Origin of the sequence: Planctobacterium marinum (assembly GCF_036322805.1) — a bacterium.
GTDB lineage: Bacteria > Pseudomonadota > Gammaproteobacteria > Enterobacterales > Alteromonadaceae > Planctobacterium > Planctobacterium marinum_A.
On record NZ_AP027272.1, the window covers coordinates 1,014,600 to 1,039,444 of the forward strand.

Genomic DNA, 24,845 nt, shown 5'->3' on the forward strand with positions numbered 1-24,845 from the left:
GATTGTCCTTTCAATCAGGCTGTACGCCCGGTAAAATCCTGCAAATTTGTAAAATAATATTATTCGAAATTGGAGTCTGTCGATGTCGGACTGGCAAAGCGCTTTTGCTGAGATAAAGCGAGGTTCAGATGAAATCCTCGTTGAAGAAGAGTTAATTGAGAAATTAAAAACCGGAAAGCCACTAAAAATAAAGGCTGGCTTCGATCCAACTGCACCTGATTTGCACCTGGGTCATACGGTATTGATTAACAAACTACGGGCGTTTCAACAATTAGGCCATGAAGTCATCTTTTTGATTGGTGACTTTACGGGTTTGATTGGTGACCCTACGGGCAAAAATGCCACGCGTAAGCCTCTTAGCAAAGAAGATGTATTGGCCAACGCTGAGACCTACAAAGAGCAGGTATTCAAAATCCTGGATCCTGAAAAAACTACCATTCGCTTTAACTCTGAATGGATGGAAGCGCTGGGTGCGGCAGGCATGATCAAGCTGGCTGCCAGTCAGACGGTAGCGCGTATGTTAGAGCGCGATGACTTCAAAAAGCGCTTCGCCAATAACCAGTCTATTGCTATCCACGAGTTTTTGTATCCACTGGTACAGGGCTGGGATTCTGTCGCTCTGGAAGCTGATGTGGAGTTGGGCGGTACTGACCAACGCTTTAACTTATTGATGGGTCGCGAGCTGCAAAAGGAACAAGGGCAATCGCCGCAGTGTATTTTGATGATGCCATTGCTGGAAGGCCTTGATGGTGTTCAGAAGATGTCTAAGTCTCTGAACAATTACATTGGTATTACCGATGCGCCAAACGACATGTTTGGTAAAGTGATGTCACTGTCTGATGATCTGATGTGGCGTTATTTTGATTTGCTCAGTTTCCGTCCATTAGAAGAAATTGCAGAACTTAAAGCCAGTGTTGAAACCGGCAGAAATCCGCGGGATATCAAAATCGAATTAGCTAAAGAGTTGATTGCGCGCTTCCATGATGATGCAGCGGCCGAAGCGGCTCATCAGGACTTTATTACTCGCTTCCAGAAAAACGCCATTCCGGATGATATTCCCGAGTTGCAACTTACTTTACCTGATGACGGTTATGCCATTGCCAACTTGTTGAAAGATGCGGCGCTAGTGGGCTCTACGTCAGAAGCGATGCGTATGATTAAACAGGGTGCAGTTAAAATTGACGGTGACAAAGTCTCTGACAATAAGCTGAATCTGGATGAAGCTGGCACGGCGGTTTATCAAGTGGGCAAACGCAAGTTCGCTCGCGTGACGCTAGGCTAAAGACGTCTATGACAACCTTATCCGCAGCTGCTCAGCTGCGGATAACGGCACTATCTACTTCTGTCCACCTTTCATGGTGATATGTTCCAGTATTCGATGCCAGGCGTAAAACAGTGTTAATCCAGTTCGGCGCATACTGCTGAAAGGAAATGCGGGTATCTGTTTTTGATACACCGGGCTGTTCAAAGCGCTTTCTGGTTTGCAGATCATATCCGCCAGTCGCTTGCCAGCCTGACAAGAAAAAGACAAACCAGAGCCGCAGTAGCCCGTGGCGTAATAAATTCCGGGATGCTGCTCACTTTCCAATGCATGGGGAATGTCATCAGCAGAGACACTAATCCAGCCACTCCAGAACCGTTCAGTAGACAATGTGGTCAGGGCCGGGAAATACCGGTCGAATGCCGCCTTGAGTTTTTTCTGACTGGCTTGAGTATTGGCATCTGCCCCGGTAACGGCACCGCGGCCACCGAATAAAATTCGGTTGTCATCCAGTAAGCGAAAATAGTATTTCAAAGAGCGGGTATCCATTGCCATTAAATGGGCGCGCCATTGTTTGGCAATACTTTCGGGTAACGGTGTGGTTACCAGCACACTGGAAAGCACCGGAAATTGTTTCTCTGTCAGACCGGGTAACAACGACTTTAAACTGTAGGCATTACTAGCCATAACCACTTTTTTGGCCTGCAAAACACCCTGTGGTGTCTCGAGCTGGTAGCCATCGTTGTTTGCCAAAATAGCTTCAATTGCCGAATCGGCATAAATCGGTATGCCGTCTTTAGCCAACCGTTGCGCAATCGCGACGCTGAGTTTTAGCGGGTTTAGTGCCTGACCAGCGGTTCTGAAAACCCCTCCAAAAGAGGGGTAATCGGGAATAAACCGGGTGCGGATTTCTTCTGCCGACACTACTTTGTATTGGCTTTTATAGGCGTCAGGTAATTGCTCACTGGCGCTGCGCAATCGCTCAAACGCTTGCTGCGAGTGACCTATCTTAAGGTAACCGCCAGAGGAGACATCACATTGGGCGCCAGCGTATTCTTTAAGCTCCTGCAGTGTATCTATCGCCTGATAGTATTCATCCAGCGTAGTGGCTGCCTGTGCTTGCCCGTATTTCGCAGACAGACTGGTATAATCTAAGCGACCACTGCCGGGTAAAATAAAACCAGCATTGCGCCCGCTGCAACCCCAACCCGGTTGGTTGGCATCGATGAGGGCAATATTCAGGTTTGAGTTGGCACTTAGATAGCGAGCGCAGGCCATACCGGTAAAGCCCGCACCAATGATCACCACATCGTAGCTTTCATCTTGCTGCAAACTCGGAAACTTGGGAGCTGCCTTTAAGCTTTCTGTCCAATAGGAATCAGGGTAAGCGTCACCAGAGGCGGTGGCATTATCAATTAGAGGATCGTACATGCTGTGGGCGCTTAGAAACGGATCATCATTTCTGCCGCGGTACAGTCACACTCAGGACCGCAAACCGGGCATATGTAGCCATGGCTCTCATACCAGCCAGCCCAGCGATTGGGATGTTCTTTAACTAGCTCACCACCACATTTTTTAAAGTACTTAAAGGCACTATTTCCGGGACTGGCAAGCCAGATATGGGCCAGACCTGCTTTAGCGCCTTGCAGTTTAGCCTGCTCAATAGACAACATAAGTAGTGATGAGCCAATGCCATGGCCGCGATAATCGGCATTTACCGTGTTGCTTTTGAAGTAACACACCTGATCTTCTTGTAACTGCCACAGTTCAGGAGAGCACCATTCGTTAATGTCCCAATTATTGGCCGCCTGAGTTAAGCGAAAGCCCACAAGCTCATCATTGTGATAAGCCACAAATGAGGCGTTAATGCCGTTTTTAAAACTGGTGTCGTAATATTTTTGGCATTTTTCGGTATCCAGGTAGTTATCGCCATGGACGATATTGCCCAGCTTGATCACCCCGTCAAAGTCTTCGAGCTCATATTGTTTGTATTGTATTTGAGTATTCATCGGCTTTTAAAATTCTTTAAGAAGACATCCAACGCTTCAACGGATATATGTATTTCTTTCACCGACATCCACAACGAATACAGTAAGCACAGCAGGCTTAATGCGAAAATCCAGCCTCCAGCGGTGGTGTACTGAAAATAAATCGCCAGCATGGATAACACGCACAAGAAGAAACTGAAAACGCCCGCTTCCTGCATTTTTTTGATGTATTGGATGCGTTTGCGCAGATTGTCTATTTGTTGAAAGGTACTTTCATCATCGCTGTTTTCATCGAAATTACGGATCAATCCTGCAAGTACCACAAATCGGTTGGTGTAAGCCAAAAGCAATAAAGATATGGCTGGAAACAGCATTGCTGGGGTAGTGAGTGTAATTTCCAAGGCAGTGCCACGATGATGAGTTAAGCCACAGAGTTTACGTAGCAAGCTCAGAAGTGTAAAGGGCGGAGGCTCAAAAGAAGATTGAACAGAGGCAGAAGTTTATGAATGGACAGTAAGAACAAACGGGGTAGAATCGTTGCACAAGTGCAAAGATTCTGCCCCGCGTTTAATGGCGATTAATAGCGGTAAGTTTCAGGTTTGAAGGGGCCTTCTACTGTTACGCCAATGTACTTGGCTTGGGTGTCAGTAAGTTGGGTAATAACACCGCCAAAGCCTTCCACCATATAGCGAGCCACTTCTTCGTCTAGCTGCTTAGGCAATACTTCAACCGACATGGCGGCTTTTTGAGCTTCACTGTCCATATTCGCGAAACTCTGCTTGAATAAGTGGATCTGAGCCAGCACCTGGTTGGCAAAAGAGCCATCCATGATACGTGACGGATGGCCTGTAGCGTTGCCAAGGTTCACCAGACGACCCTCTGATAACAGCAGCAGGTGGTCACTGGTATCATCACTGCGATACACCTTGTGTACTTGTGGTTTGATTTCTTCCCAACGCCAATTTCGACGCATGTAGGCAGTATCGATTTCATTGTCAAAGTGACCGATGTTACACACTACTGCACCCGATTTAATGGCGCTTAGGGTGTTAGCATCACAGACATTCACGTTACCCGTGGTAGTCACCAGCAGGTCAGTGTTCTGCAACAAAGAGGTATTGATATCCGTTGCATTACCCGTATTGTTACCACCATTGTAGGTGGAAACCACTTCAAAACCATCCATACAAGCCTGCATCGCACAGATAGGATCGACTTCTGCCACCTTGACAATCATGCCTTCCTGGCGCAGTGACAGAGCAGAGCCTTTACCTACATCACCATAACCAATCACCAGCGCTTTCTTGCCTGACAGCAAGTGGTCGGTAGCGCGTTTTATCGCATCGTTCAAGCTGTGGCGACAACCGTATTTATTGTCATTCTTGGATTTAGTGACCGAATCATTAACGTTAATGGCGGGGACTTTCAGTGTGCCGGCTTCCAGCATTTCTAATAACCTGTGAACGCCGGTAGTGGTCTCTTCAGTGATGCCGTGTACGTTCTCCAGCACTTGTGGATATTTGTCGTGCAGCATGGCCGTCAGGTCTCCCCCGTCGTCCAATATCATATTGGCGTCCCATGGTTGACCGTCTTTCAAGATGGTCTGCTCCAGACACCAGTCGTACTCTTCTTCTGTTTCGCCTTTCCAGGCATAGACAGGGACACCGGCTGCTACAATTGCCGCCGCAGCGTGATCCTGAGTTGAGAAGATATTACAAGAGGACCAACGCACTTCTGCGCCCAAGGCCACCAGGGTTTCAATCAATACACCGGTTTGAATGGTCATGTGAATGCAACCCAGAATTCTGGCTCCTGCCAGTGGTTGTTGCGCCTGATACTTTTCGCGAATGCGCATCAGTGCCGGCATTTCACTTTCTGCGATGGTCAGTTCTTTTCGTCCCCAGTCAGCCAGAGACATATCGGCAACTTTGAAGTCTCCCGATTCGATAATTGCGTTATTTTGATTCATAGAATTGCTCAATGGATTGATTATTTAAGATCTTTATTATTGTTTTATCTGCTCATCCAGTGACGCTTTTAGCGGCACTGTTAAAAATAAACCAGGCGCTGGTGTAAGCCAGGAATACTAACATACACAACAATATGCCATGTTGGATCATTAGTATGCCTAATTTCCGGGCGTCTTCGATACCCGGCAGGGTGTCTGTACCACATTTTGGCAGCCTGATCTTCTTGATACCATAAAATGCCGGCCCTCCTAATTCACATTTGAGCGCGCCCGCAAATACCGCCAGAATCAAACTGTGACTAGATACCTGACCGCCCAGGCTTTTAACCGCTTTCCAAGAACCCGAAAGCCCGAGCGTAATGGTAAAAAACAAGGTGGAAAGACGCACCGGCAGCCATTGCAAAACAAACATTAACCAGGCCGCAGGGCGACCAAAAGCCGCGAATTGTTTAATTTTAAGATTCCACTCCTGACTCATTTCATACAAGCAGCGATAGAGCAGGGCAGCAATGCCACCACCGAGGAGGTACCAAAAAATCACCGACAAATATTGATAATGGAAACGCAAAATCCGGGTTTCCATACTGGCTTTGACGATACCTGCTTTGGACAGATTTGAAGTTTCCCGCAGCACCAGACTCGACAGGGTATTGCGTGCTAGTGCGCGTTTATCCGCTTTTAACTGCTGAATGATCTGCCGTGATTTGATATTAACTGACTGAAACTTGAGGGCGACAAACAAAAAGAAGGCGTCAAAAAACCAATCGTATTCGGCGAACCATTTGATAGTAAAAATCAAAATGGCGAGAGGTGTTAACAATACGAAAATGGCCATGATACCCGCGATGCGTTGTTGGCCAATAGAGCGAGTCGGATCTGCGGCCTTGTTTCCCAAGGCCCTGGCAAAAATCTTTAAGATGGTGAGTGGGTGACTTTTATCACTCCAACGCAAGTTGGCCTCTGCCAGCAAGGCCACTATCAAGATACCCGCGCTTAAGAGCGCGGGATTAAGGTCAGCAAAGATGTCCATTAAGGCAATTAGTCCTGATATTTCGCCAGTTCCATAATCATCGCCATCACCAATTCGGCGGAGTTTTTACCAGCTTGCTCAATGTATTCTGAGAATGACACTGAGGACTCTTTCCCGGCGATATCTGACAATGAGCGGATCACCAAAAATGGGGTATCCAGCATGAAGCAGGTTTGACCAATGGCCGCGCCTTCCATTTCTACTGCCGACATATCCGGGAATAGACCTCGTAGGCGGCTCACCGCATCATCACAGCCGATAAAAGAGTCACCAGTGCATACCAGCCCCTTTTTGATGGTGGTGTGGGTGATATTGTTGGCGGCATTAACCGCGGCGTCTACCATTCTTACATCACAAGGGTAGATATCTGGCATACCAAATACCTGGCCACGTTTGTAGCCAAAGTGAGTTACGTCCACATCGTGATGTTGTACACCGGTTGCAATTACCACATCTCCAATATTCAGAGCTGTGTCAAATCCGCCTGCTGAGCCAGTATTGACTACAAAGTCGGGGGCAAATTTGTCGATCATTACGGTGGTAGAAACCGAGGCGGCTACTTTACCGATACCACACTTTACTAACACCACTTCAACTTCGTTGATAGTGCCGACATAATATTCGAGGTGCGCAAAATGGAAGGTTTCTTTTAATTGCATCCGTTGTTTCAACAGTGCGATTTCCTGATCCATCGCCCCTAAAATACCAATTTTCATACTTGTCTTAAATCCTGATTATCAATTCGATAGTAGTGTAACGACAGCCGCCTGTTTAGCCAACCAAGGATTAAAAAAATGCCAGACAAAGTCTGGCAAATAAGGGAATGACCTGAGGTCGGTAGTAAAACTGTTGTTACGCTGCAATAGGGCGCGTAAACGTAGCTTTTCTGTCTGGGTTGTTTGTACCAGCCACCAGAGGTTTTTTCGGCTCTTTGTACTTAATCGGAGCCAGTTTGGCGTTGATACAGGCGCGAATGTCTGCGGGTTTATAGCCTCCTTTTACTTTGATGCGTAAATGAGGGATACGGGCGGCATCTAATGCGCCACTTAAAAACCAATCACGCTGGGTTTTGTAACCGTCTTTCTTGTTTTTTTGATGCACCAGATCCACGGCAATAACTGGGGACAGGTCTTCTTTGTCACACAATACAAAGTCAAGGTGATGACCTGCTGCCCGCTGCATGGCGGTGCGTAATGTCTTTTTCTCAGTCTTAGGTCGCACAGCCAGGATGTCCACCAGACGCACACGGCAAATAATCCGATATTTATCGCCTACGGAGGCTTCCAGTAAATCTAAGAACTGACGCTCCACAGGCGTGAACAAGTTGGTTTTGCGATTGAATGGAAAGGCAAGGCCACCGTCATTTAATTTGATCGCTCCCACCGTAACCACGATAAGTAACATAAACAAAACGATTGCGAGTTCCATAAATTCTCCTGCTAACTGAAATACGCTTTTCTCGTGTAACAGAAAGCAAGGTCAATGCCAGAACCGGATTTGAGATTCAAAAAAATTTGTAGAGAGCAGAGATGGGCTTAATTAAGCATGAGATTGACTTGCGTTCCGGCCCCGTCCTTAAAGATGTAGGCCCGGTATTGTTGATCCTCACTACGCACAGTCAGGTAACGTCCTTCCACAGCGGTTTGGGCATTTTCAAGTTGCTGTGCCAGCGATTTTGCCACAGCTTCCGGTGAATCAACCACAAAAAAACTTAACGTTGCTGGTTTTTTGACGCCAAAAATTCGACAGGTTTTACTCCCTACAGGTAACTGTATATCAAACCAAGCTGAAGGACACGTTGATTTGGGGTGGGTACTTTCTGTGAACCCAGCAAAAGAGATAAAAACAAAAGTGAGAGCAAGGCGTCTAAACAAACTCATTCCTGAATGATTGATGGCTAGTCAAAGTATAGAAGTCTGTGGCTATGAAGGGCAAGTAACTAAGGTATGTTAGCCGTCTCTCGGTTATAAAAACTGAGGCTAAATACTTGATTATCTCAGATATAGAACAGGGAAGTCATCGTTACGTTGACTCCCCTTGATACTGTGTTGTTTGATTTACGGTAATTCAGCGATTTCAGCCAGCACTGAGCCCGTTGATTTATCCGGGTAACCGATGTTCAATGTTGCTGATAAGGTTACGGCGATATCTTCTGGTGATACCAGACGAGTAAGACGCTGAGGTTTAACCTTCCAGCCCGTAAAATACACGGGGACATGGGTGTCGTATTTATAGGGTGAGCCATGTGTCGCTGCTGAGTAGTTGCCTAACATGGTGGAGGTTTTTTGTACCACAATTAAATCTCCAGAGCGCTCAGCAACGAAGTTATTGCTGATTTGCTGCGACACGGGATCGGTTTTTGCGGTGCCAGCAGCGAGATCCTCACTGGTATAGACAGCACCGATCTCTTCGTAGCTTGCCAACTCCTCAGCAAAGTCTTCAAGTACATCCTCTAAATCTAAGTCGGCGCTTTTGATGGTGCTATGGTTTAGATAAATATTGGGCAGACGAATAAAGGACAACAACTCACCATCAATGTCCTTTTCTTCGGCATAGCCTTTTACGAACTGTTTTAACTTGCTGGAAACATCACCACGCAAACCAGCAAATCCCAAAGACTTCTTGTATTCGGGAATGGCGTCAACGCCATGGTCTGCAGACAGGGTCAGCAGCACATGCTCTAAACCTACCTGTTCATCCAGAAAGTTAAATAAGTCTGCCAGAACGGCATCTAATTGATACAGTCCGTCTTCCGCTTCACGGCTAAAGGGGCCATAGTTGTGTCCAATGTAGTCATTCAATGAAAAGCTGATGGCCAGGAAATCTGTTACTTCATCTTTACCCAAGGCGTTTTGCGCTGTGATGTGCTTGGCAAACTCAGCCGTTAACTCATCGGCAAAAGGCGTCATGTTTAGGGCTTTGTAATAGTTTTTGTTCGCTTCTTCAGGTAAGCCATGAGGAAAACCGCGTGAAAACCCTCTCGGTGGGATTTGGTATATCCTGTTTTCTGTAGAGTTAATATAAACGGATTCGGGCTTACTCAGTGTCCATTGGGCACCCACCCAGCTGTCTTTCAGGCCACCTTCGTTAAACGCTTTTGCCCAGTCTGGCATGGCATCATAGTACCAGGAGCTGGTAACAAAATTTCCGCTGTTTTTGTCCATCCAGAAGGATTTACCAAATTGCCCACCGGTTAGCACTGCGCCGCGATCTTTGACCGACACTGAGTAGATTTTTGCCTTGCCGTTAGTGGCGAAATGTAATTCATCAGAAAAGGTGGAGGCCATCAGGTTCTTAGGCGAGGCACTTTTGCCTTCACCTTGCAGTATTTTAGTGTCCTTGTCCGCGACACAATACATCTCAGTCTCACCTGCTACATCGTACCAATTATTGCCAATTAAGCCGTGTTGCGAAGGGATTGCCCCGGTTGCCAGAGTGGCGTGGCCTACAGCGGTAAGTGTGGCAGCATGACGATAGTGGGCATTAGTAAAAATTGTGCCATCTCGCAAGAAGCGATTAAAGCCCTTGTTATTGTTACTGTTAAGAAAATTGTCCTGGTATCGGAACAGCAAGTCACCGCGTAGCTGGTCAACTGTGATCTGAACCACTAATTTGGGTTTGTCGGCCAATGCAGCGGTTGAGACTAATAAAGCACAGAGTGTGAGTAGTGTCTTTGCGAATAATATCTTCATGTTGGGATCTCTAAAAGCGATGCTGAAAACATATCAGACAGAAACAAAAATGGCGAATAAACCGAGGTTCATTCGCCAATTCAAAATTTCCTGTTATCACGTAATTTTACTAAAGTGATAATACTCGGTTAAATCACACCCAGCTCGCGTAAACGCTCTTTGAGGTAACTATCTGCGGTGTATCGGTCAGATAACACCACTTCAGGTTTAGGATGTAAAAATAGCGGTAGAGAGATTCTTGAGCGTGATTGGTCCTGACCCTCCGGGTTCACCACGCGGTGAGTAGTGGAAGGATAATAATGACCTGAGGCTTCCTGCAGCATATCACCGATGTTAACGATCAAGTTGCCAAAATCGCAGGGCACGTCCATCCAGCTGCCATCTTGTTTTTTCACCTGTAGGCCGGGTTCATTGGCGGAGGGTAAAATGGTTAACAGGTTGATATCTTCATGGGCTGCTGCACGAATAGCATCTGGCTCTTCGTTACCCTGCAATGGTGGATAGTGTAAAACTCGTAACAGGGTTTGTTCACTGCCTTCAATCATACTAGAGAGAGGCTGACGATATTTAGCGGCCACTTCTTCAGGAGAGTATTGTTCTACCCAGCCCAATAACTCTTTGGCGAGATCATTGGCCATTTTGTAGTAGTTGGCCAGTTCTTCTTTCAAGTTGTCTGGGCAAATACCCCAAGGATAAAAGTGATAGTATTCTTTGATATCTTTGGCTTTGAAGCCTTTGGCTACTTCAGAAACACTGGCTGGAAAGAAGCCATCTTGCGTATCTTTGTTATAAACAAAGTCGTGCTTTTGTTCGCCGTCAAAAAAGGTTTGCCAATTTTTATAGATGGACTCTACAACGGATTGCTGAATAGGGTGGTTCTTTAATACACCAAAACCGGTTTCACGTAGTGAACGGGTGAACAACTCGGCAGCATTTTCTGCCTGATAGTCAACTGCTACTAATTGCATAGTTGTCTCCGAAATAAATTATGAGATAGAGATGAAAAAGCCAGCCAGAGCTGCGCTCATCAGGTTTGCAAAACTAGCAGCGATAACGGCTCTTAATCCCAAAGAAGCTAAATCTTTGCGTCGATTTGGCGCCATGGCACCGATACCACCCATCAGTATTGCGATAGAGGAGAAGTTAGCAAAACCGCACAAGGCAAAAGTGACAATCGCTTGTGTTGAGGCGCTCAAATTCTCCCGTTGGTCTATGAAGTCCAGGTAGGCAACAAATTCGTTGACCACAAGCTTTTGACCGATAAAGCTACCCGCAGCTTGTGCTTCGTGCCAGGGAACACCTAACACCCAAGCCAAAGGTTGAAACACATAGCCCAGAATCATTTGGAAGCTCAATTCAGGCATGCCAAACCAGCCGCCAATACCGCCGATCAAGCCATTTAGTAGGGCGATCAAGGCAATAAAGGCAAGCAGCATGGCGCCCACGTTAGCGGCAATTTTTAAACCTGATGCCGCCCCTTGTGCTGCAGCATCGAAGATGTTGGTGTTTTCTTCCATTTTAGGATTAAGTTGCTCTAACTCATCCTTAGGTGCGCCAGATTCAGGTAAGACCAATTTTGCCATTAACAAGCCACCTGGTGCCGCCATAAAAGAGGCCGCCACCAGATATTTTATTTCAACACCCATACCTGCATAACCGGCCATAACAGAACCCGCGATGGAAGCCATACCACCTACCATCAAGGCAAAAAGTTCTGAGCGAGTCATGTTGGGGATAAAAGGCTTCACCACCAGAGGTGCTTCGGTTTGACCAACAAAAATGTTGGCCGCTGCATTCATGGATTCTGGCTTGCTGGTGTGCAGCACCTTCTGCAAAAAGCCACCTATGGCTTTAATGATAATGCTCATTATACCCAAGTGATACAGCACACTAATCAAAGCTGAGAAGAAAACGATGACGGGTAAAACATTGAAAGCGAATACAAAGCCTAGCGACTTATCGCCGATAGGACCGAATAGGAAATCGATACCTGCCTGACTGTATTCCAATACTCGAGATACGCCCCCCGCAATCCACAATAAAAATTGTTTACCCGGAGGAAAATAAAGTACCAATAACCCCACGCCTGCCTGGATTGCAAAAGCGCCGCCAACCGTACGCCAATTAATGGATTTTCTATCGTAGGAGATGAGCCATGCGGCACCGATTAATACAATAATTCCCAAGAGACTGATCATGGTGTTCCTTTATTTTAATATTTGTTTTATGTGGGACTTGATCACATCCAGCGCAATTTGGTTCTTGCCGCCTTGAGTCACAACGACATCGGCGATAAATCGACTCGGTGCAATAAACTGGTGATACATAGGTTTCACCGTTTTTTGATATTGCTGGCTGATGGATTCAAGACTTCTGTCACGCTCCAGTAGATCGCGCTTGATTCGACGTAATAAACAGATGTCTAGAGGTGTATCGATAAAAACTTTAACATCGAAAAGAGGGACCAACTCTGGACTAGCTAACAACATTATCCCTTCAACAACGATAACCTGGGCTGGATGGATGGTTCGGGTTTCTTTCAGGCGCGTGTGGGTTTTGTAACAATAATTTGGGCATTCAATGTCATTGCCCGCTTTGAGCTGTTCCAGATGGGATACCAACAGCTCATGCTCAAACGCCTGAGGGTGGTCGTAGTTGGTTTTAACTCGATCTGCCATTTCGAGATGATCCTGGCAACGATAGTAGTTATCCTCTCTGATCACCTGAATGTCGGCGCCATTTTCTTTAAAATAATGTTTAATTTTGTCGGTGAACAGGGATTTTCCAGAACCAGAACCGCCGGAAATCGCGATCACCTTAGTTTCAAGACTCATAATAGGTAAACAGGATAGTTTTAGACAAGACTACCAGCGAAGCGAAAAAATGCCAGCAATCATGCTTGATTTAGCGCAAATAATTGCGATTTCACCAGTAAAACCTGACCATGTGGTCGAGTTTTTTGGCGGAGGAGGCGAATTAATCGCCGATTAATTCATAGTGCTCGAAAGTCAATTCCAGTAGTGCAAAGTTGTGCAATTTGGAACGGGAGCCCTCACCTTGAGCCTTTTGTGGGTAATATTGGCTGCGTTGCTCGGGGTAGTTAGTCAATATTTCGTCCAGTGCAGTGCGTATCTCACTGAGCATTTTGTCTATATTGCTATCAAAATCCGGACGTTTACGGCGCGAGTGTCCTAATTCCAGCAAACGATAAAAGTACTTGTTAGCCAGCTCCAAAAAGGGCTCTGGCAGATTTTTATTGTGGTATAGCTGTGGTGCATCTTGCTCACTACAGTATTTCAACATCGCCAGATAAAAACACAAAGGTTTATTAGCCAGTGTTGTTTTGACATCGGGCGCCTGGTCAATAAAAAGGGTACGTTCCCTTAAGTCAATTACTAATTTGGGGGCAGCTTTAGGTTCCTCTTCCGCTTTTACAGGATTGGCAAATAATTGTTGCTTGTTAAAGCGGCAGATAATAAAAAAGATCAAACTGAAAAATGGGGGGAATAGCATAGTCCAGGCCTGAAACTTTCGCTCAACAACACTCACAACCACATCAATGGAAGTTCTTGATGATTGCAGACTAAATAGCTTGAGCTCGGCGTTGGGTATTTGCTGTTCACCTTCATAATGAAACTGGTCAATACTCACCAGGCGCAGAGGGAATTTTTCACGTGACAGGTATTCATTCAGATTTTGCATGTACCTTTGTACGGTATGATCATCCTTAGCTTTGCTGCCTAATTCGTTACTGATGTTGAGGTCGATAATGTCTAATGCTACTCGGTTTTTCAGAGTGAGTAAGGCATCATCAATCTGTTGTTGTCTGGATAGAGAGTTGCCCTGGATAGTCACCAGAGTTAGTACTACGAATAGCAGCAAGCTTTGTACAATGGGATTGGTTTTTAACATGGAAAAGTTCATATCAGGAGCCTGATGGTTTAGAGCATGGGCTGGTAAGTGCAAGCTGGCGATAATAGCCTCGATTTTGCTCCGCCAGGCGGGTGAGTTCTTGCTGAATTGCACACTTCAATGCAGTGTTTTTCTCGGCCTCCTTGAGATACCACTTGCTGCCTTCGATTTCAGATAGCAGTGCGGTGCGATATTCTCGGTTAAAGCGGGTTTCATCTGCTTCTGACCAGTAAGTAGAAATAATGTCGACAGAACCACTTTCTAAGAGTTGTCTCAGTTGCTGGTGGTTTTTGGCATAAACCAGGTTCACTTGTTTTTCGTCAAGATCCAATTGTTTAAACAGCATCATAGGGGCGATATGCCCGGAGCGGCTGCTGGCGTAGTCCAGTATACCGATGCGTTTACCCAACAGATATTCTTTCTGCAATTCGGGCTTTTCCCGCAAACCAATAAAAAAAGCGGAATATTTATTATAGCTAGCTACTTCTTTGTAGCCGTATACTTCGTCAGAGTTAAAGGCGTGAATAAAATTGTCTTTTACCAGCACCAGATCAACGAGGCCTTTACCCACAAAATCCAGCATTTCTCGTTCATTTGGCATCCAGTGGGCTCTAACTTCGCCAAATTGCCGTGAAACAGTATCGTTATCGCAAAGCGCTTTCATTAGCTCCTTGGCCATGTATTCAATTTGCACCGTGATCACTAACGCATCACTATTTTTGCCCGCAGTGGTATTACAACTGTCTTTGAAATTCAAGACACTAGGTAAGGTTTTAGTGTTGAGCGGAAATGCATTCCGGCTTATTTCAAATGTGATGCCCAAAAGCACCAGCGCCACAAGAGCAAGACTGGTCAGGGAAAGGTGATAATATCTCATGTGTCAAACTGACTGCCCAAAAATCAGGCGCTATTTCACCAGTTAAGTTTACTCATTTCAACCAGTAAATTTACTCAACATCACTAACTATATGAATTATAAGCTTTATTAACGAAAGATTATGAATGGCAATAAAGTCTTCCTGTTTTGTGTTTCCTTGCGAAAATAGTCAGCATTAAAAGTACTGTAAAAGTTACAGATGAGAACTTCCTAACTGCGTTAGCGGAGTTGGTAACAAGGAAGCGGGTACTTTAGCTGAGTTTTAAGAATAAGGCATTAGCCTAAAATTTTACACACTAAAATCAGGAAAACACAATGTTTCAACGTTCAAAACTAAGCCGTATCGCGTTGGCTGTTGCTATGTCTGTGGGTTTATCCACAGCGGCAGTGGCAAACACCGGTCAGTCTTCATCCATTCGTGGTGTTATTGAAGGCCCAACAGGTGCACCTGCAGTAGGCACGACCATCACAATGATTCACCAGCCTTCTGGTACAGTGAAAGAAGTAGAAGTAAACGCCCAAGGTGCTTTTACTGCACGTGGTTTGCGTGTTGGTGGTCCATACACTGTAATGATCGTCTCTAAAGAGTTCGAAAGCCAGGTAATCGAAAATGTTTACCTTGAACTTAACCAACCGCTTGATCTGGATACGCAGCTAAATGCACAACAGGATGTTGAAACTATTACTGTAACCGGTACGCGCGACTTCTTCTCAAACAGCGGCGGCAGCAGCGTATTTGGTGAAGACCAAATAATGAAAGGCAATACTTTCAACCGTGATATCAAAGATATCGTGCGTTTGAATCCTCTTGCTGTGGTATCTCCTGACGGTGTTGAACTGAGCATTGCGGGTACGAACCCGAAATACAACTCACTGACCATTGATGGTGTAGGTGTAAGCGATACTTTCGGTTTGAACGAAAATGGCTATCCGTCACAACGTCCACCTATTTCTTTAGACGCGGTTGAGCAGATCTCTATTGATTATGCTCCTTTCAATGCGCGTGCTGCTAACTTCTCTGGCGGTAACGTCAATGTTGTAACTAAGTCTGGTACTAACGAGTTTAGCGGCAGCTTCTTTTACGAAGATACAGTTAACTCAGGCGATGCTGAAGACAAAGTTTTCAATCCACACGTGGACATTCCAGTTGATACAGACGAAACAACGTTTGGCGTAACCGTTGGTGGTCCAATCATTCAAGATAAATTGTTCTTCTTTGCTTCTTATGAAGAGTGGGAAGAAGGTGTATTGTTTGATTATAATCTGAACGATTTAGCCGGCAGTGGCCATGCCGTTACAAACGCTGAAGTGGATCGTTTTGTTGGCATCATGTCAAACGTTTACGGCTTGACGGATTCTTTGGGCGGGACTCCACCAAATGATCTTGACAAGAAAACCTTGCTTAAACTTGACTGGAACATCTCGCAAGATCACCGTGCAGATTTAACCTACAGCTTCCAGGACAATACTGCAGCGCGTAACTATACAAATTCCAGCCGCACTTTGGATATGGCATCGGGTTTATGGTTCCAGGCATCTGAAACCACTTTGTTGACTGGTCACTTATACTCAGACTGGAATGATTCATTCTCTACTGAAGCAAGTTTTTCTTATAAAGAATACGAACAAGCTTCTAACACAGCTGTGCCATGGGGTGAAATCAATGTTCGTACTGCTCGCGGTACCATCGTTGCCGGTCAGGATGAAAACCGTCACGCTAACCGTTTAGAAAACGAAGAACTGAAGTTCGGTTTACATGCGGTATACTTATCTGGTGACGTAGAATACCGTTTTGGTGTTGAGTATGAAGATTTGTCTAACTTCAACATCTATGGCCGTGATTCAGCCGGTACCTGGTCGTTTGATTCACTAGATGATTTTGAAAACCGCGCGCCTTCCAGATTGGAATACGCCAATGCTTTCACCGGTAACATTAACGACATCGCTTATGATGTAGATAGCAACCGCTATGCAGTATACGGTGAAGCAAACTTCGAACTGTTTGATGATTTCATGATGACAGCGGGTTTGCGTTACGAGCGTATCGGCGTTGACGGTGCTCCGCGCTTGAATGAAAACTTCCAGGCGCAGTACGGTTACCCGAATACAGAAAATCAGGACGGGTTGGATATTTTACTTCCCCGAATTGGCTTTACTTATGACATCAGTGATGACATGACATTACGTGGTGGTGTGGGTCGTTACACAGGTGGTACCCCTCTGGTATGGATTGCCAATGCTTATACCCGTGACGGTGTAACCAACGTAAATGCACCATCCAGTGCCACTAACGCAGCCATTACAGATCCAAATAATGTCGATTTCACTACTATCCCAACCTCAGTGCAAGATTCATTGGTAGCAGGTGCGGGTAGTACCAATACTATTGACCCGAACTTTGAGTTGCCAAACGACTGGCGTTATCAGTTAGGTTTGGAAATGACCTTTGATATCCCCGGCATCGGTGATAACTTTGCCTGGAGCACGGAATTTACTTATGTTGATAGAAATGACTCTGCATTCTGGGTAGATTTATCTCGTGAGCAAATCGGTACTGCTGCTGATGGCCGTATTATCTGGGGCTCAGTATATGACGATCCGGATCTACAAGGTAACTGGGATCTACAGTTAACTAATGCCAGTGACGGTGGTCGCAGCATTATCTGGAATACCACTTTGTACAAAGAGTGGGATAACGGTATTACTATCAGTACCTCTTATACAAACCAAGATATTACTGAAGTTAATCCGGGTACCAGCTCTACTGGCGAATCTAACTTCCAATATGAAGTGACTCAAAACCGTAACATTCCAACTGAAGGTACGGCCTATTATCAGGTTGAGCACAGATTCGTAATGAACCTGACCTATGAGAAAGAATTCTTTGATGGTTATGACACTACCTTCAACTTGTTCTTTGAGCGCCGTTCAGGCAAGCCATTTGCGTGGACTTTGGGCTCATTCCGTGATGATGACTTAGGTGATCAGAGCGAGTTTGATGACAGCGATGTTTACATTCCTTACATCCCTGCAAGTGCCTCAGATCCGGCCTTTGACTTCAACAGTGGCTTAAGCTACGAAGAAATCATGGCAATCGCTTCTCAAGCGGGCGTTGATAAGTACGCTGGTGGTTATGTACCTAAATATTCTGGAACTCAGCCTTGGGTTACTACCATGGACTTGTCTATCAATCAGGAAATTCCTGGTTTTATGGAAGGGCATAAAGCGTCTCTATACTTGAATATTGATAACTTTGCTAACCTGATCAACCCTAAATGGGGTCAGGTATATGACTTCCGTTTCCCTCAGCAGGTATTGATGGATTGGGACTTAAACGACCAAGGTCAATACGTATATCGCGAGCGCTTTGGCGGTACTGACACTGGCAACTTTGATGAGTTCGACGTGGAGTCGTCTACGTGGCGTATCAAGATAGGTGTACGTTACAGCTTCTAAGTTGTAGCTAACCTTAAAAGTCTGTGAAAAGTCGGGTTGTTAACCCGGCTTTTTTTTGGTTTTTTTGTCCCGTCCTGAAAAGTCTTTGCAACATTAGTGTCATAAATAGCGGCTAGAATGCGCGAGATTTCTTGACCACAAAGACAATTTTATTGCCCTTAAGCGCCTTAGAATGCGGAGCGCGTGCAGTTTGGTAATGCAATAAATTGTCTATTAAGTATTCAATTGTTACAAAGAACGTATTAATATCGAACAGCAAAGTTCATAAGAATGGCAAAAAGCTATCACTTTCATACACACTTTAAACTAGGAAAACACAATGTTTAATAATGCTAAGTTGAGTAAAATCGCGCTAGCGCTTGCACTTGCTGGTGGACTTTCTGTGAGCGCAGTCGCTCAGGAAACCTCTTCCGGTATCCGCGGTACTGTTGTCGGCCCTGCTGGAAATGCAGCGGCGGGGACAACAGTCACTATTACCCACATTCCTTCAGGTACAGTGCGTACGGCAACAGTAAATAATGCCGGTCAGTTCAGTGCTCGTGGTCTTCGCGTTGGTGGTCCCTACACGATTGAAGTCGATAGCGCCAGTTTTGAAGATACCACAATCAATGATGTCTATTTGAGCCTGGGCGAACCTTCTGTATTTAACCTTACATTAGAAGCCGAGCAGGCGGTTGAAAGTATCGTAGTTACTGGTTCTGCCATTTCTGCTATGGCCGGTGGTGAATTCGGTCCTTCAGCGAACTTTGGTCTGGAAGACTTGCAGCGCGCACCAGCGATTAACCGTAATATTACTGATATTATCCGTGTTGATCCGCGTATCTACGTGGACGAGTCTCGTGGTGGTACAAACCCCATCAACTGTGCGGGTAAAAACTCTCGTTTCAACAGCTTTACTCTTGACGGTGTGCAGGTGAATGATTCCTTTGGTTTGAATTCCAATGGCTACCCTACCGAACGCATGCCTTTCCCATTTGATTCAATCGAACAGGTTGCTGTTGAACTGGCTCCGTTTGATGTGCAGTACGGTGGTTTTACCGCTTGTAACATCAACGCTGTTACTAAGTCTGGCTCTAACGAGATCCACGGTGGTTTCTTCTACGAGTACGGCAACGACTCAATGCGCGGTGATTCCGTTAAAGGCGGCAGCTTCGACTTTGGTTCCTTTAGCGATAAGCGCTATGGCTTTGACATTGGTTTTCCACTGCTGAAAGACAAACTATTCGCACACGTTACCTATGAAGAGTGGGAAGGTGTTAACTTGTTTAGTCGCCGTCCAGAGGGGACTGGTGTAGTAAATCCAGTTCCTATCACTCAGGCTGAGCTGGATGAGATTGTAGAAATTGCCAATACGATTTACGGCTACGATCCAGGCCCGATCCCAACAAGTTTGGACAACTTTGATGAAAAGCTGCTGGTAAAATTAGACTGGAACATTAATGCCGACCATCGTGCTACCTTCACTTACAATTACAACGACGGCAACAACTTCACTGAGTCAGACGGCGATCTAGATGAGTTTGAATTCCAGAATCACTTATACGAGCGCGGTGCTGAACTGAACTCTTACGTGGCTTCTTTCTATTCAGATTGGACGGACAAATTCAGTACTGAAATCCGTTTGGGTTACCTGGAGCTGGACAACCGTCAAATCAGCGTAGGCGGCACTGATTTTGGTGAAATTCGTATTGAAACTGACGATGTTGATGTATACATCGGTGGTGATGACAGCCGTCAATCCAACAAGCTGAGCTACGATCAGTCAGATATTATTCTGAAAGGCTATTACTACATGGATAATGGTCATAACCTGACTTTCGGTTATGAACAAAAAGACTTTGAAGTATTCAACCTGTTCGTGCAGCATTCTGAAACTGAGATCCGTTTCGACGGCATTGAAAATTTCCGCAACGGCTTTGCAGACGCTATCTACTACAATAACGCACCGTCTAATAACCCAGATGACGCCGCTGCTGAGTGGGGCTACAAGGCTCACACGGTTTACATTCAGGACGAATTCGAACCTATCTACGACTTAATCGTAAAATTAGGCGCGCGTTACGACTGGTACACCACTAGCGACGCTCCGCTGGAAAATCCAGACTTTGTTGCGGATTATGGTTTCTCTAACTCCACTAACCTGGATGGCGAAGGTTTATTCCAGCCGCGTATCGGCCTGACTTACACCTTAAGCGATGACACAACCTTACGCGGTGGCTTAGGCTTGTACACTGGTGGTAACCCGAACGTTTGGTTATCTAACAACTTCTCCGCCAACAACGTATTGCAGTTCGGTCAGCGTGGTCGTTCATTTGGCTACACCGACGGAACCCGTTCACTGTTCGACGATGATGTAGTTTACGCTGCAGTTGAAAGCGGTGCACCGGCTGGCCCGGGTTGGGGTGTTCCTCAGGAGCTGTATGATGCTGTAGCAGGTGGCGTTGGTGACAACTTCGAACTTAACTACATGGATCCAGACTTCAAATTGCCGTCTGAATGGAAGTTGTCTCTAGGTGTTACTCACGTATTACCGGGTGACTACCTGTTAACTGCAGACTTGTTAGTTTCTCGCACTCAAGATGCAGCCATCGTTAAGCGTGGCGACCTGGAGCAAGTAGGTACTACTGACGATGGTTATCCAATTTATGACAGTGTTAGAGAAGCCTCATTCGTGCTGACCAACACTGATGTAAACAGCACTTCTTACTCTGCCTCTATCGGTATTGCCAAGTCTCATGACAACGGCATTACGTGGCGCTTAGGTTATGCCTACAGCGACGCAGAAGACGTACAGCCAATGACCAGCTCAGTGGCGTTTTCTAACTACGTTAACCGTGCGTTCTTTGACCCACAAGAGGAAGTTTCTTCACGTTCTAACTACAACATCGAGCACAACTTTACCGGTAGCTTCGGCTATACCACGCAGTTTTTCGATGGTCTGGATTTCAACCTGACGTTAGTTGGTTTGTTAAACTCCGGCGAACCTTACAGCTTCACCAAGAGCGGGTTTGAAGGAACGATCCTGACTTATGACGGTACGCCTTGGTTAGACTTCCAGACAAACGTTCTGAATCCTGGTGTGGCGCGTAACTCTGAAGACGGTTCATGGTGGGGCAAAGTTGACCTGCGTGTATCTCAGCAAATTCCTGGATTTACTGAAGGCCACAAAGGTGAGGTTTACTTTACCATTGATAACTTGACCAACTTCCTGAATGATGACTGGGGTGTTCTCGAGCAAATCGGCTTCCCGAATACTGCTGAGCAAGGCTCTGATGCAGAGCAAGTAATTGCAGATGCTTCCATCTATGAAATTCGTTTAGGTGTAAACTACCGCTTCTAAGGAGCGCTTTTTTACTGATTGATAATTCAATCAGATAAATGAAAGACTCAAAAGCCGCCTGGGAAACCAGGCGGCTTTTTTAATTGTGTAAAATTCAGGCGCAATATTTGCTGTCGTTCCTGTGTCGTTTGAGGAGTTAAGGACGTCACATGGATTATTTCTGGTTAATTGGTTGTGCAATGCTGGTGTTTTTGATGCAAGCAGGCTTTTTATGCCTTGAAACCGGGAAAATTCGCAGTAAAAACAGCATTAATGTGGCAGCCAAGAACCTGTCTGACCTGGTTATCGCCTCTGTAGTGTTTTGGTTGTTTGGCTTTGGCTTGATGTTTGGTGAATCAATCTGGGGCATTGTTGGCGGCAATGAGTTCCTTTTTGGTGCACAAAGCTCCGCCTGGCAAATCAGCTTCTTCTTATTTCAACTTATGTTTTGCGGCACGGCAGCCACCATTCTCTCCGGTGCCGTGGCTGAGCGTATGTCCTATCGCGGCTATGTTCTGGTGACACTGGTGCTTTGCTGTTTCATCTACCCAGTCGTGGGGCATTGGGCCTGGGCATCAGCCTTTAATGGTAACAATACGGGCTGGTTGCAAGCACTGGGCTTTGTGGACTTTGCTGGTTCCACCATTGTGCATTCCGTAGGGGGCTGGATTGCATTGTCTGCCGTGATCATTATCGGCCCGCGAATCGGGCGCTTTGACAAAGACAAAAGGATACCAGTGGGTAACAATCTGCCGTTTTCCGTACTGGGGACGATTCTGATTTGGCTCGGTTGGTTTGGCTTTAATGGTGGCAGTACCTTGGTATTCAACGAAAGTGTGCCCAAAGTATTGCTAAATACCTGTCTGGCAGCAGCTTGGGGCGGTGTGGCGGCTACCTGTATATTCGTCATCAGGCACAAGTTTGTGGATGTTACCTATATCCTCAATGGCGTCATCGCGGGCCTGGTTTCCATCACCGCCTCAGCCCATGCAGTTACTGCACCGCAAGCCGCGTTGATTGGTATTGTCGGTGGCTTGGTGCTGTACCAAGGGTGTATGGTAATGGAGCGCCTTAAGCTAGATGATGCCCTGAGTGTAGTGCCTGCCCACTTATTCGCCGGTATTTGGGGCACGTTGGCTGTTGCTTTGTTTGGTGATGCTTCAATATTGGCTACCGGGCTTGGTTTTTGGCAACAGCTGAGTGTTCAGCTGCTAGGGGTTGTGAGCATCGGCATTTTTTGCCTGACGGTTAGCTATTTGCTGTTGCGACTTATTAACCACTTTGTACCCCTCAGAGTCACAGCCGAGCAAGAATATTTGGGCATGAATATAACCGAGCATCGTGCTTCCACCGAGCTCATTGACTTGTTAACGGACATGCAGGGGCAGGAACGAGAAGGGCGCTTCGATGAGTCGGTTTCAGAAGAGCCTTTTACCGAAGTGGGCCAAATCGCCAAGCAATACAATCGGGTTATTAATCGCGTTCAGGAAGAAATGTCCAAACGAGATGAGGCTATCCATAGTTTTCGCTCCAGCGAAAAGCGCAAAAGTGCCATTTTGGATGCCTCAATGGATTGTATTATTACCATAGACAGATATGGCAATATCATTGAGTTTAATCCAGCCGCTGAAAGAACTTTCGGGCAAACCAAGAGTCAGGTGGCGGGCTTGAGTTTTGTCAGCTCATTCGTCACCAGCGAAGCACAACAAGGCTTTCTGGACAGTATTGAGCATCAATTTTCTCAACCTGAGGGATTACTATTAAACCGTCGTAATAGAATCGTGTTAAGACGCATCTCTGACGATACATTTCCGGCGGAAATCACCATTACAGGTGCAGCCTTTGGTGGCAGTAATGAGCGCGAGTTTACCCTCCATATTCGCGACATTACCCGACAAAAACGCATGCAAGATAAGCTACAAAATTTGGCCTACTGCGATCCGTTAACTGGGTTGTATAATCGCACCTTCCTGCTGGACTCCTTGCAACGGCAGCTGGAAATCCAGCCTCAGGACTGCACTGATATTGCCCTGTTTTTTCTGGATTTGGACCGATTTAAGCAAGTTAACGATACCCTTGGCCACAAAGCAGGCGATCAGTTGTTGCAAGAAGTCGCCTCCCGGTTGAATCAAGTAACACGAGATAGCGATATCATTGCCCGTTGGGGCGGGGATGAATTTGTGGTGATGATGACCGGCATTGAAGACAAAGGGCATGTTACTCAAATTGCCAATAAGATGCTGCACATCATGCGCCAACCGGTGCTTATTCAAAACCGACAGCTAAAAGTGTTAACCAGCGTCGGAGTGGCGCTACAAGACAGTCATCAAAACAGTGCTGAGTCTCTGATACAACACGCAGATATTGCCATGTACCACGCCAAAGAGGCAGGGCGTGATAACTTTAAAGTGTTTCGACCTGAAATGGCCGAGCAGGCCTCTGAGACATTTTTTTATGCTCAGGCGTTGCGCGGCGCGCTTAATCAAGCACAGCAGTTTTTTATTGTCTGGCAACCAAAGGTTAATGCCAGACAGGAATTTATTGGTTGTGAAGCGTTAGTGAGATGGCAACTACCAGATCACGGGGTTGTCAGTCCTGCTATTTTTATTCCGATTGCTGAACAGCAAGATATGATTATTGAGTTAGAGGAAATTGTCTTCCACAAGATTTTTCAGCAGTTGGCCCATTGGCGTGCTCAAAATAGGGCGGTGCTGCCAGTTGCCATCAATGTTTCCGGAAAACATTTAATATCGGGCAGGTTGCTGCCGCTATTGCAAAGCTTGATGGAAAAGTTTGCTATACCCGGAGAGTGGTTAGAAATCGAGGTGACCGAAGGAGTGTTTCTCACTGATACCGAGCGCTGTATCGCAGTACTCAAAGCCATCAAACAGTTGCAAATTAAAGTGGCTATCGACGATTTCGGTACTGGCTATTCTTCGTTAAGTTATTTAAAGAATTTGCCCTTGGATGTGTTAAAGATAGACCGCTCTTTTGTTGATGGCTGTGGTGAACAAAATGAGTCAGATAAAATTTGTTCCACAATTTTAAAACTAGCGGAGAGCTTGTCTTTAAGCACTATTGCCGAAGGCGTTGAAATAGCGCAACAATTTGAATTTCTAAAAAACAAAGGCTGTACTGGTTTTCAAGGGTATTATTTCTATAAACCCATGTCTGCAGAGCAGTTGGCACAGCTAATGGATTGCCAGAAGAAATCAGCCTGAACCTGGTTAAACCTCCTAAAGTATCTATTGTTCCCCGCCAAAATATACAAATGAACAGCGGTCATAAAGTATGAGCAAGCCGTTTTCTCAATTTTGATAGTCCTTTTCCTGGATTTGAAA

General features: G+C 45.8%; 18 protein-coding genes. 4 read left to right on the top strand and 14 right to left on the bottom strand.

What is annotated here, in order from left to right; genetic code table 11:
- Nucleotides 1-82: 82 nt before the first annotated feature.
- Entirely contained in the window at nt 83-1,282 is a 1,200-nt protein-coding gene (tyrS, locus tag AABA75_RS04505; protein ID WP_338291328.1) for a tyrosine--tRNA ligase, read from the top strand.
- Between the two features lie 54 nt (nt 1,283-1,336).
- On the opposite strand, the gene AABA75_RS04510 is transcribed toward tyrS, so the two are convergent.
- The 14 genes from AABA75_RS04510 to AABA75_RS04575 all read right to left on the bottom strand — a co-directional run bounded on the left by AABA75_RS04510 (nt 1,337) and on the right by AABA75_RS04575 (nt 14,729).
- A complete protein-coding gene (locus tag AABA75_RS04510) occupies nt 1,337-2,692 on the bottom strand; it encodes an NAD(P)/FAD-dependent oxidoreductase (protein ID WP_338291329.1) in 1,356 nt (451 codons plus the stop codon).
- Nucleotides 2,693-2,703: 11 nt separating this feature from the next.
- Nucleotides 2,704-3,270 carry a GNAT family N-acetyltransferase gene (locus tag AABA75_RS04515; RefSeq protein WP_338291330.1) on the bottom strand — a complete coding sequence of 189 codons (567 nt, stop codon included), beginning with the start codon at nt 3,268-3,270 and terminating at the stop codon, nt 2,704-2,706.
- Complete coding sequence (locus tag AABA75_RS04520) at nt 3,267-3,650, bottom strand: DUF2721 domain-containing protein (protein ID WP_338291331.1); 384 nt, start codon at nt 3,648-3,650, stop codon at nt 3,267-3,269. Before AABA75_RS04520 ends, AABA75_RS04515 begins: the two co-directional genes overlap by 4 nt.
- A gap of 176 nt (nt 3,651-3,826) precedes the next feature.
- Nucleotides 3,827-5,218: an adenosylhomocysteinase gene (gene ahcY, locus AABA75_RS04525; protein WP_338291332.1), complete on the bottom strand. Its 1,392-nt coding sequence runs from the start codon at nt 5,216-5,218 to the stop codon at nt 3,827-3,829.
- A gap of 52 nt (nt 5,219-5,270) precedes the next feature.
- Nucleotides 5,271-6,248: a cobalamin biosynthesis protein CobD/CbiB gene (locus AABA75_RS04530; RefSeq protein WP_338291333.1), complete on the bottom strand. Its 978-nt coding sequence runs from the start codon at nt 6,246-6,248 to the stop codon at nt 5,271-5,273.
- An 8-nt stretch (nt 6,249-6,256) separates the two neighbouring features.
- Nucleotides 6,257-6,964 (bottom strand): 5'-methylthioadenosine/adenosylhomocysteine nucleosidase, encoded by a 708-nt coding sequence (locus AABA75_RS04535; RefSeq protein WP_338291334.1) that lies wholly within the window; start codon nt 6,962-6,964, stop codon nt 6,257-6,259.
- Nucleotides 6,965-7,100: 136 nt separating this feature from the next.
- Nucleotides 7,101-7,676, bottom strand: coding sequence for a DUF2726 domain-containing protein (locus tag AABA75_RS04540; RefSeq protein ID WP_338291335.1), 576 nt, complete (start codon nt 7,674-7,676; stop codon nt 7,101-7,103).
- A gap of 107 nt (nt 7,677-7,783) precedes the next feature.
- The gene (locus AABA75_RS04545; RefSeq protein WP_338291336.1) at nt 7,784-8,122 is read right to left on the bottom strand and encodes a hypothetical protein; all 339 of its coding nucleotides are present in this window, start codon (nt 8,120-8,122) and stop codon (nt 7,784-7,786) included.
- 183 nt (nt 8,123-8,305) lie between these two features.
- A complete protein-coding gene (locus tag AABA75_RS04550; protein WP_338291337.1) occupies nt 8,306-9,940 on the bottom strand; it encodes an alkaline phosphatase family protein in 1,635 nt (544 codons plus the stop codon).
- 128 nt (nt 9,941-10,068) lie between these two features.
- On the bottom strand, nt 10,069-10,908 hold the full coding sequence (locus AABA75_RS04555) for a 2OG-Fe(II) oxygenase family protein (RefSeq protein ID WP_338291338.1): 840 nt from the start codon (nt 10,906-10,908) through the stop codon (nt 10,069-10,071).
- Between the two features lie 18 nt (nt 10,909-10,926).
- Nucleotides 10,927-12,138 carry a NupC/NupG family nucleoside CNT transporter gene (locus AABA75_RS04560; protein WP_338291339.1) on the bottom strand — a complete coding sequence of 404 codons (1,212 nt, stop codon included), beginning with the start codon at nt 12,136-12,138 and terminating at the stop codon, nt 10,927-10,929.
- A 9-nt stretch (nt 12,139-12,147) separates the two neighbouring features.
- Nucleotides 12,148-12,774: a uridine kinase gene (udk, locus tag AABA75_RS04565; RefSeq protein ID WP_338291340.1), complete on the bottom strand. Its 627-nt coding sequence runs from the start codon at nt 12,772-12,774 to the stop codon at nt 12,148-12,150.
- A gap of 142 nt (nt 12,775-12,916) precedes the next feature.
- Entirely contained in the window at nt 12,917-13,864 is a 948-nt protein-coding gene (locus AABA75_RS04570; RefSeq protein WP_338291342.1) for a hypothetical protein, read from the bottom strand.
- A gap of 1 nt (nt 13,865) precedes the next feature.
- Nucleotides 13,866-14,729, bottom strand: coding sequence for a hypothetical protein (locus AABA75_RS04575; protein WP_338291344.1), 864 nt, complete (start codon nt 14,727-14,729; stop codon nt 13,866-13,868).
- 315 nt (nt 14,730-15,044) lie between these two features.
- Between AABA75_RS04575 and AABA75_RS04580 the strand changes: the two genes are divergently transcribed.
- From AABA75_RS04580 to amt, 3 genes are all read left to right on the top strand, one after another.
- The gene (locus AABA75_RS04580; protein WP_338291345.1) at nt 15,045-18,185 is read left to right on the top strand and encodes a TonB-dependent receptor; all 3,141 of its coding nucleotides are present in this window, start codon (nt 15,045-15,047) and stop codon (nt 18,183-18,185) included.
- A gap of 319 nt (nt 18,186-18,504) precedes the next feature.
- Nucleotides 18,505-21,525: a TonB-dependent receptor gene (locus AABA75_RS04585; protein ID WP_338291346.1), complete on the top strand. Its 3,021-nt coding sequence runs from the start codon at nt 18,505-18,507 to the stop codon at nt 21,523-21,525.
- Between the two features lie 149 nt (nt 21,526-21,674).
- On the top strand, nt 21,675-24,725 hold the full coding sequence (gene amt, locus AABA75_RS04590) for an ammonium transporter (RefSeq protein WP_338291347.1): 3,051 nt from the start codon (nt 21,675-21,677) through the stop codon (nt 24,723-24,725).
- The last annotated feature ends 120 nt before the right edge of the window (nt 24,726-24,845 follow it).

Bases quoted from the DNA above. Each gene is read 5' to 3' on its own strand.
- AABA75_RS04560 (WP_338291339.1), bottom strand. From the start codon at position 12,138: ATGATCAGTCTCTTGGGAATTATTGTATTAATCGGTGCCGCATGGCTC.
- udk (WP_338291340.1), bottom strand. From the start codon at position 12,774: ATGAGTCTTGAAACTAAGGTGATCGCGATTTCCGGCGGTTCTGGTTCT.
- AABA75_RS04555 (WP_338291338.1), bottom strand. From the start codon at position 10,908: ATGCAATTAGTAGCAGTTGACTATCAGGCAGAAAATGCTGCCGAGTTG.
- AABA75_RS04540 (WP_338291335.1), bottom strand. From the start codon at position 7,676: ATGGAACTCGCAATCGTTTTGTTTATGTTACTTATCGTGGTTACGGTG.
- AABA75_RS04510 (WP_338291329.1), bottom strand. From the start codon at position 2,692: ATGTACGATCCTCTAATTGATAATGCCACCGCCTCTGGTGACGCTTAC.
- AABA75_RS04535 (WP_338291334.1), bottom strand. From the start codon at position 6,964: ATGAAAATTGGTATTTTAGGGGCGATGGATCAGGAAATCGCACTGTTG.
- amt (WP_338291347.1), top strand. From the start codon at position 21,675: ATGGATTATTTCTGGTTAATTGGTTGTGCAATGCTGGTGTTTTTGATG.
- AABA75_RS04515 (WP_338291330.1), bottom strand. From the start codon at position 3,270: ATGAATACTCAAATACAATACAAACAATATGAGCTCGAAGACTTTGAC.
- ahcY (WP_338291332.1), bottom strand. From the start codon at position 5,218: ATGAATCAAAATAACGCAATTATCGAATCGGGAGACTTCAAAGTTGCC.
- AABA75_RS04550 (WP_338291337.1), bottom strand. From the start codon at position 9,940: ATGAAGATATTATTCGCAAAGACACTACTCACACTCTGTGCTTTATTA.
- tyrS (WP_338291328.1), top strand. From the start codon at position 83: ATGTCGGACTGGCAAAGCGCTTTTGCTGAGATAAAGCGAGGTTCAGAT.
- AABA75_RS04530 (WP_338291333.1), bottom strand. From the start codon at position 6,248: ATGGACATCTTTGCTGACCTTAATCCCGCGCTCTTAAGCGCGGGTATC.
- AABA75_RS04575 (WP_338291344.1), bottom strand. From the start codon at position 14,729: ATGAGATATTATCACCTTTCCCTGACCAGTCTTGCTCTTGTGGCGCTG.
- AABA75_RS04570 (WP_338291342.1), bottom strand. From the start codon at position 13,864: ATGAACTTTTCCATGTTAAAAACCAATCCCATTGTACAAAGCTTGCTG.
- AABA75_RS04580 (WP_338291345.1), top strand. From the start codon at position 15,045: ATGTTTCAACGTTCAAAACTAAGCCGTATCGCGTTGGCTGTTGCTATG.
- AABA75_RS04585 (WP_338291346.1), top strand. From the start codon at position 18,505: ATGTTTAATAATGCTAAGTTGAGTAAAATCGCGCTAGCGCTTGCACTT.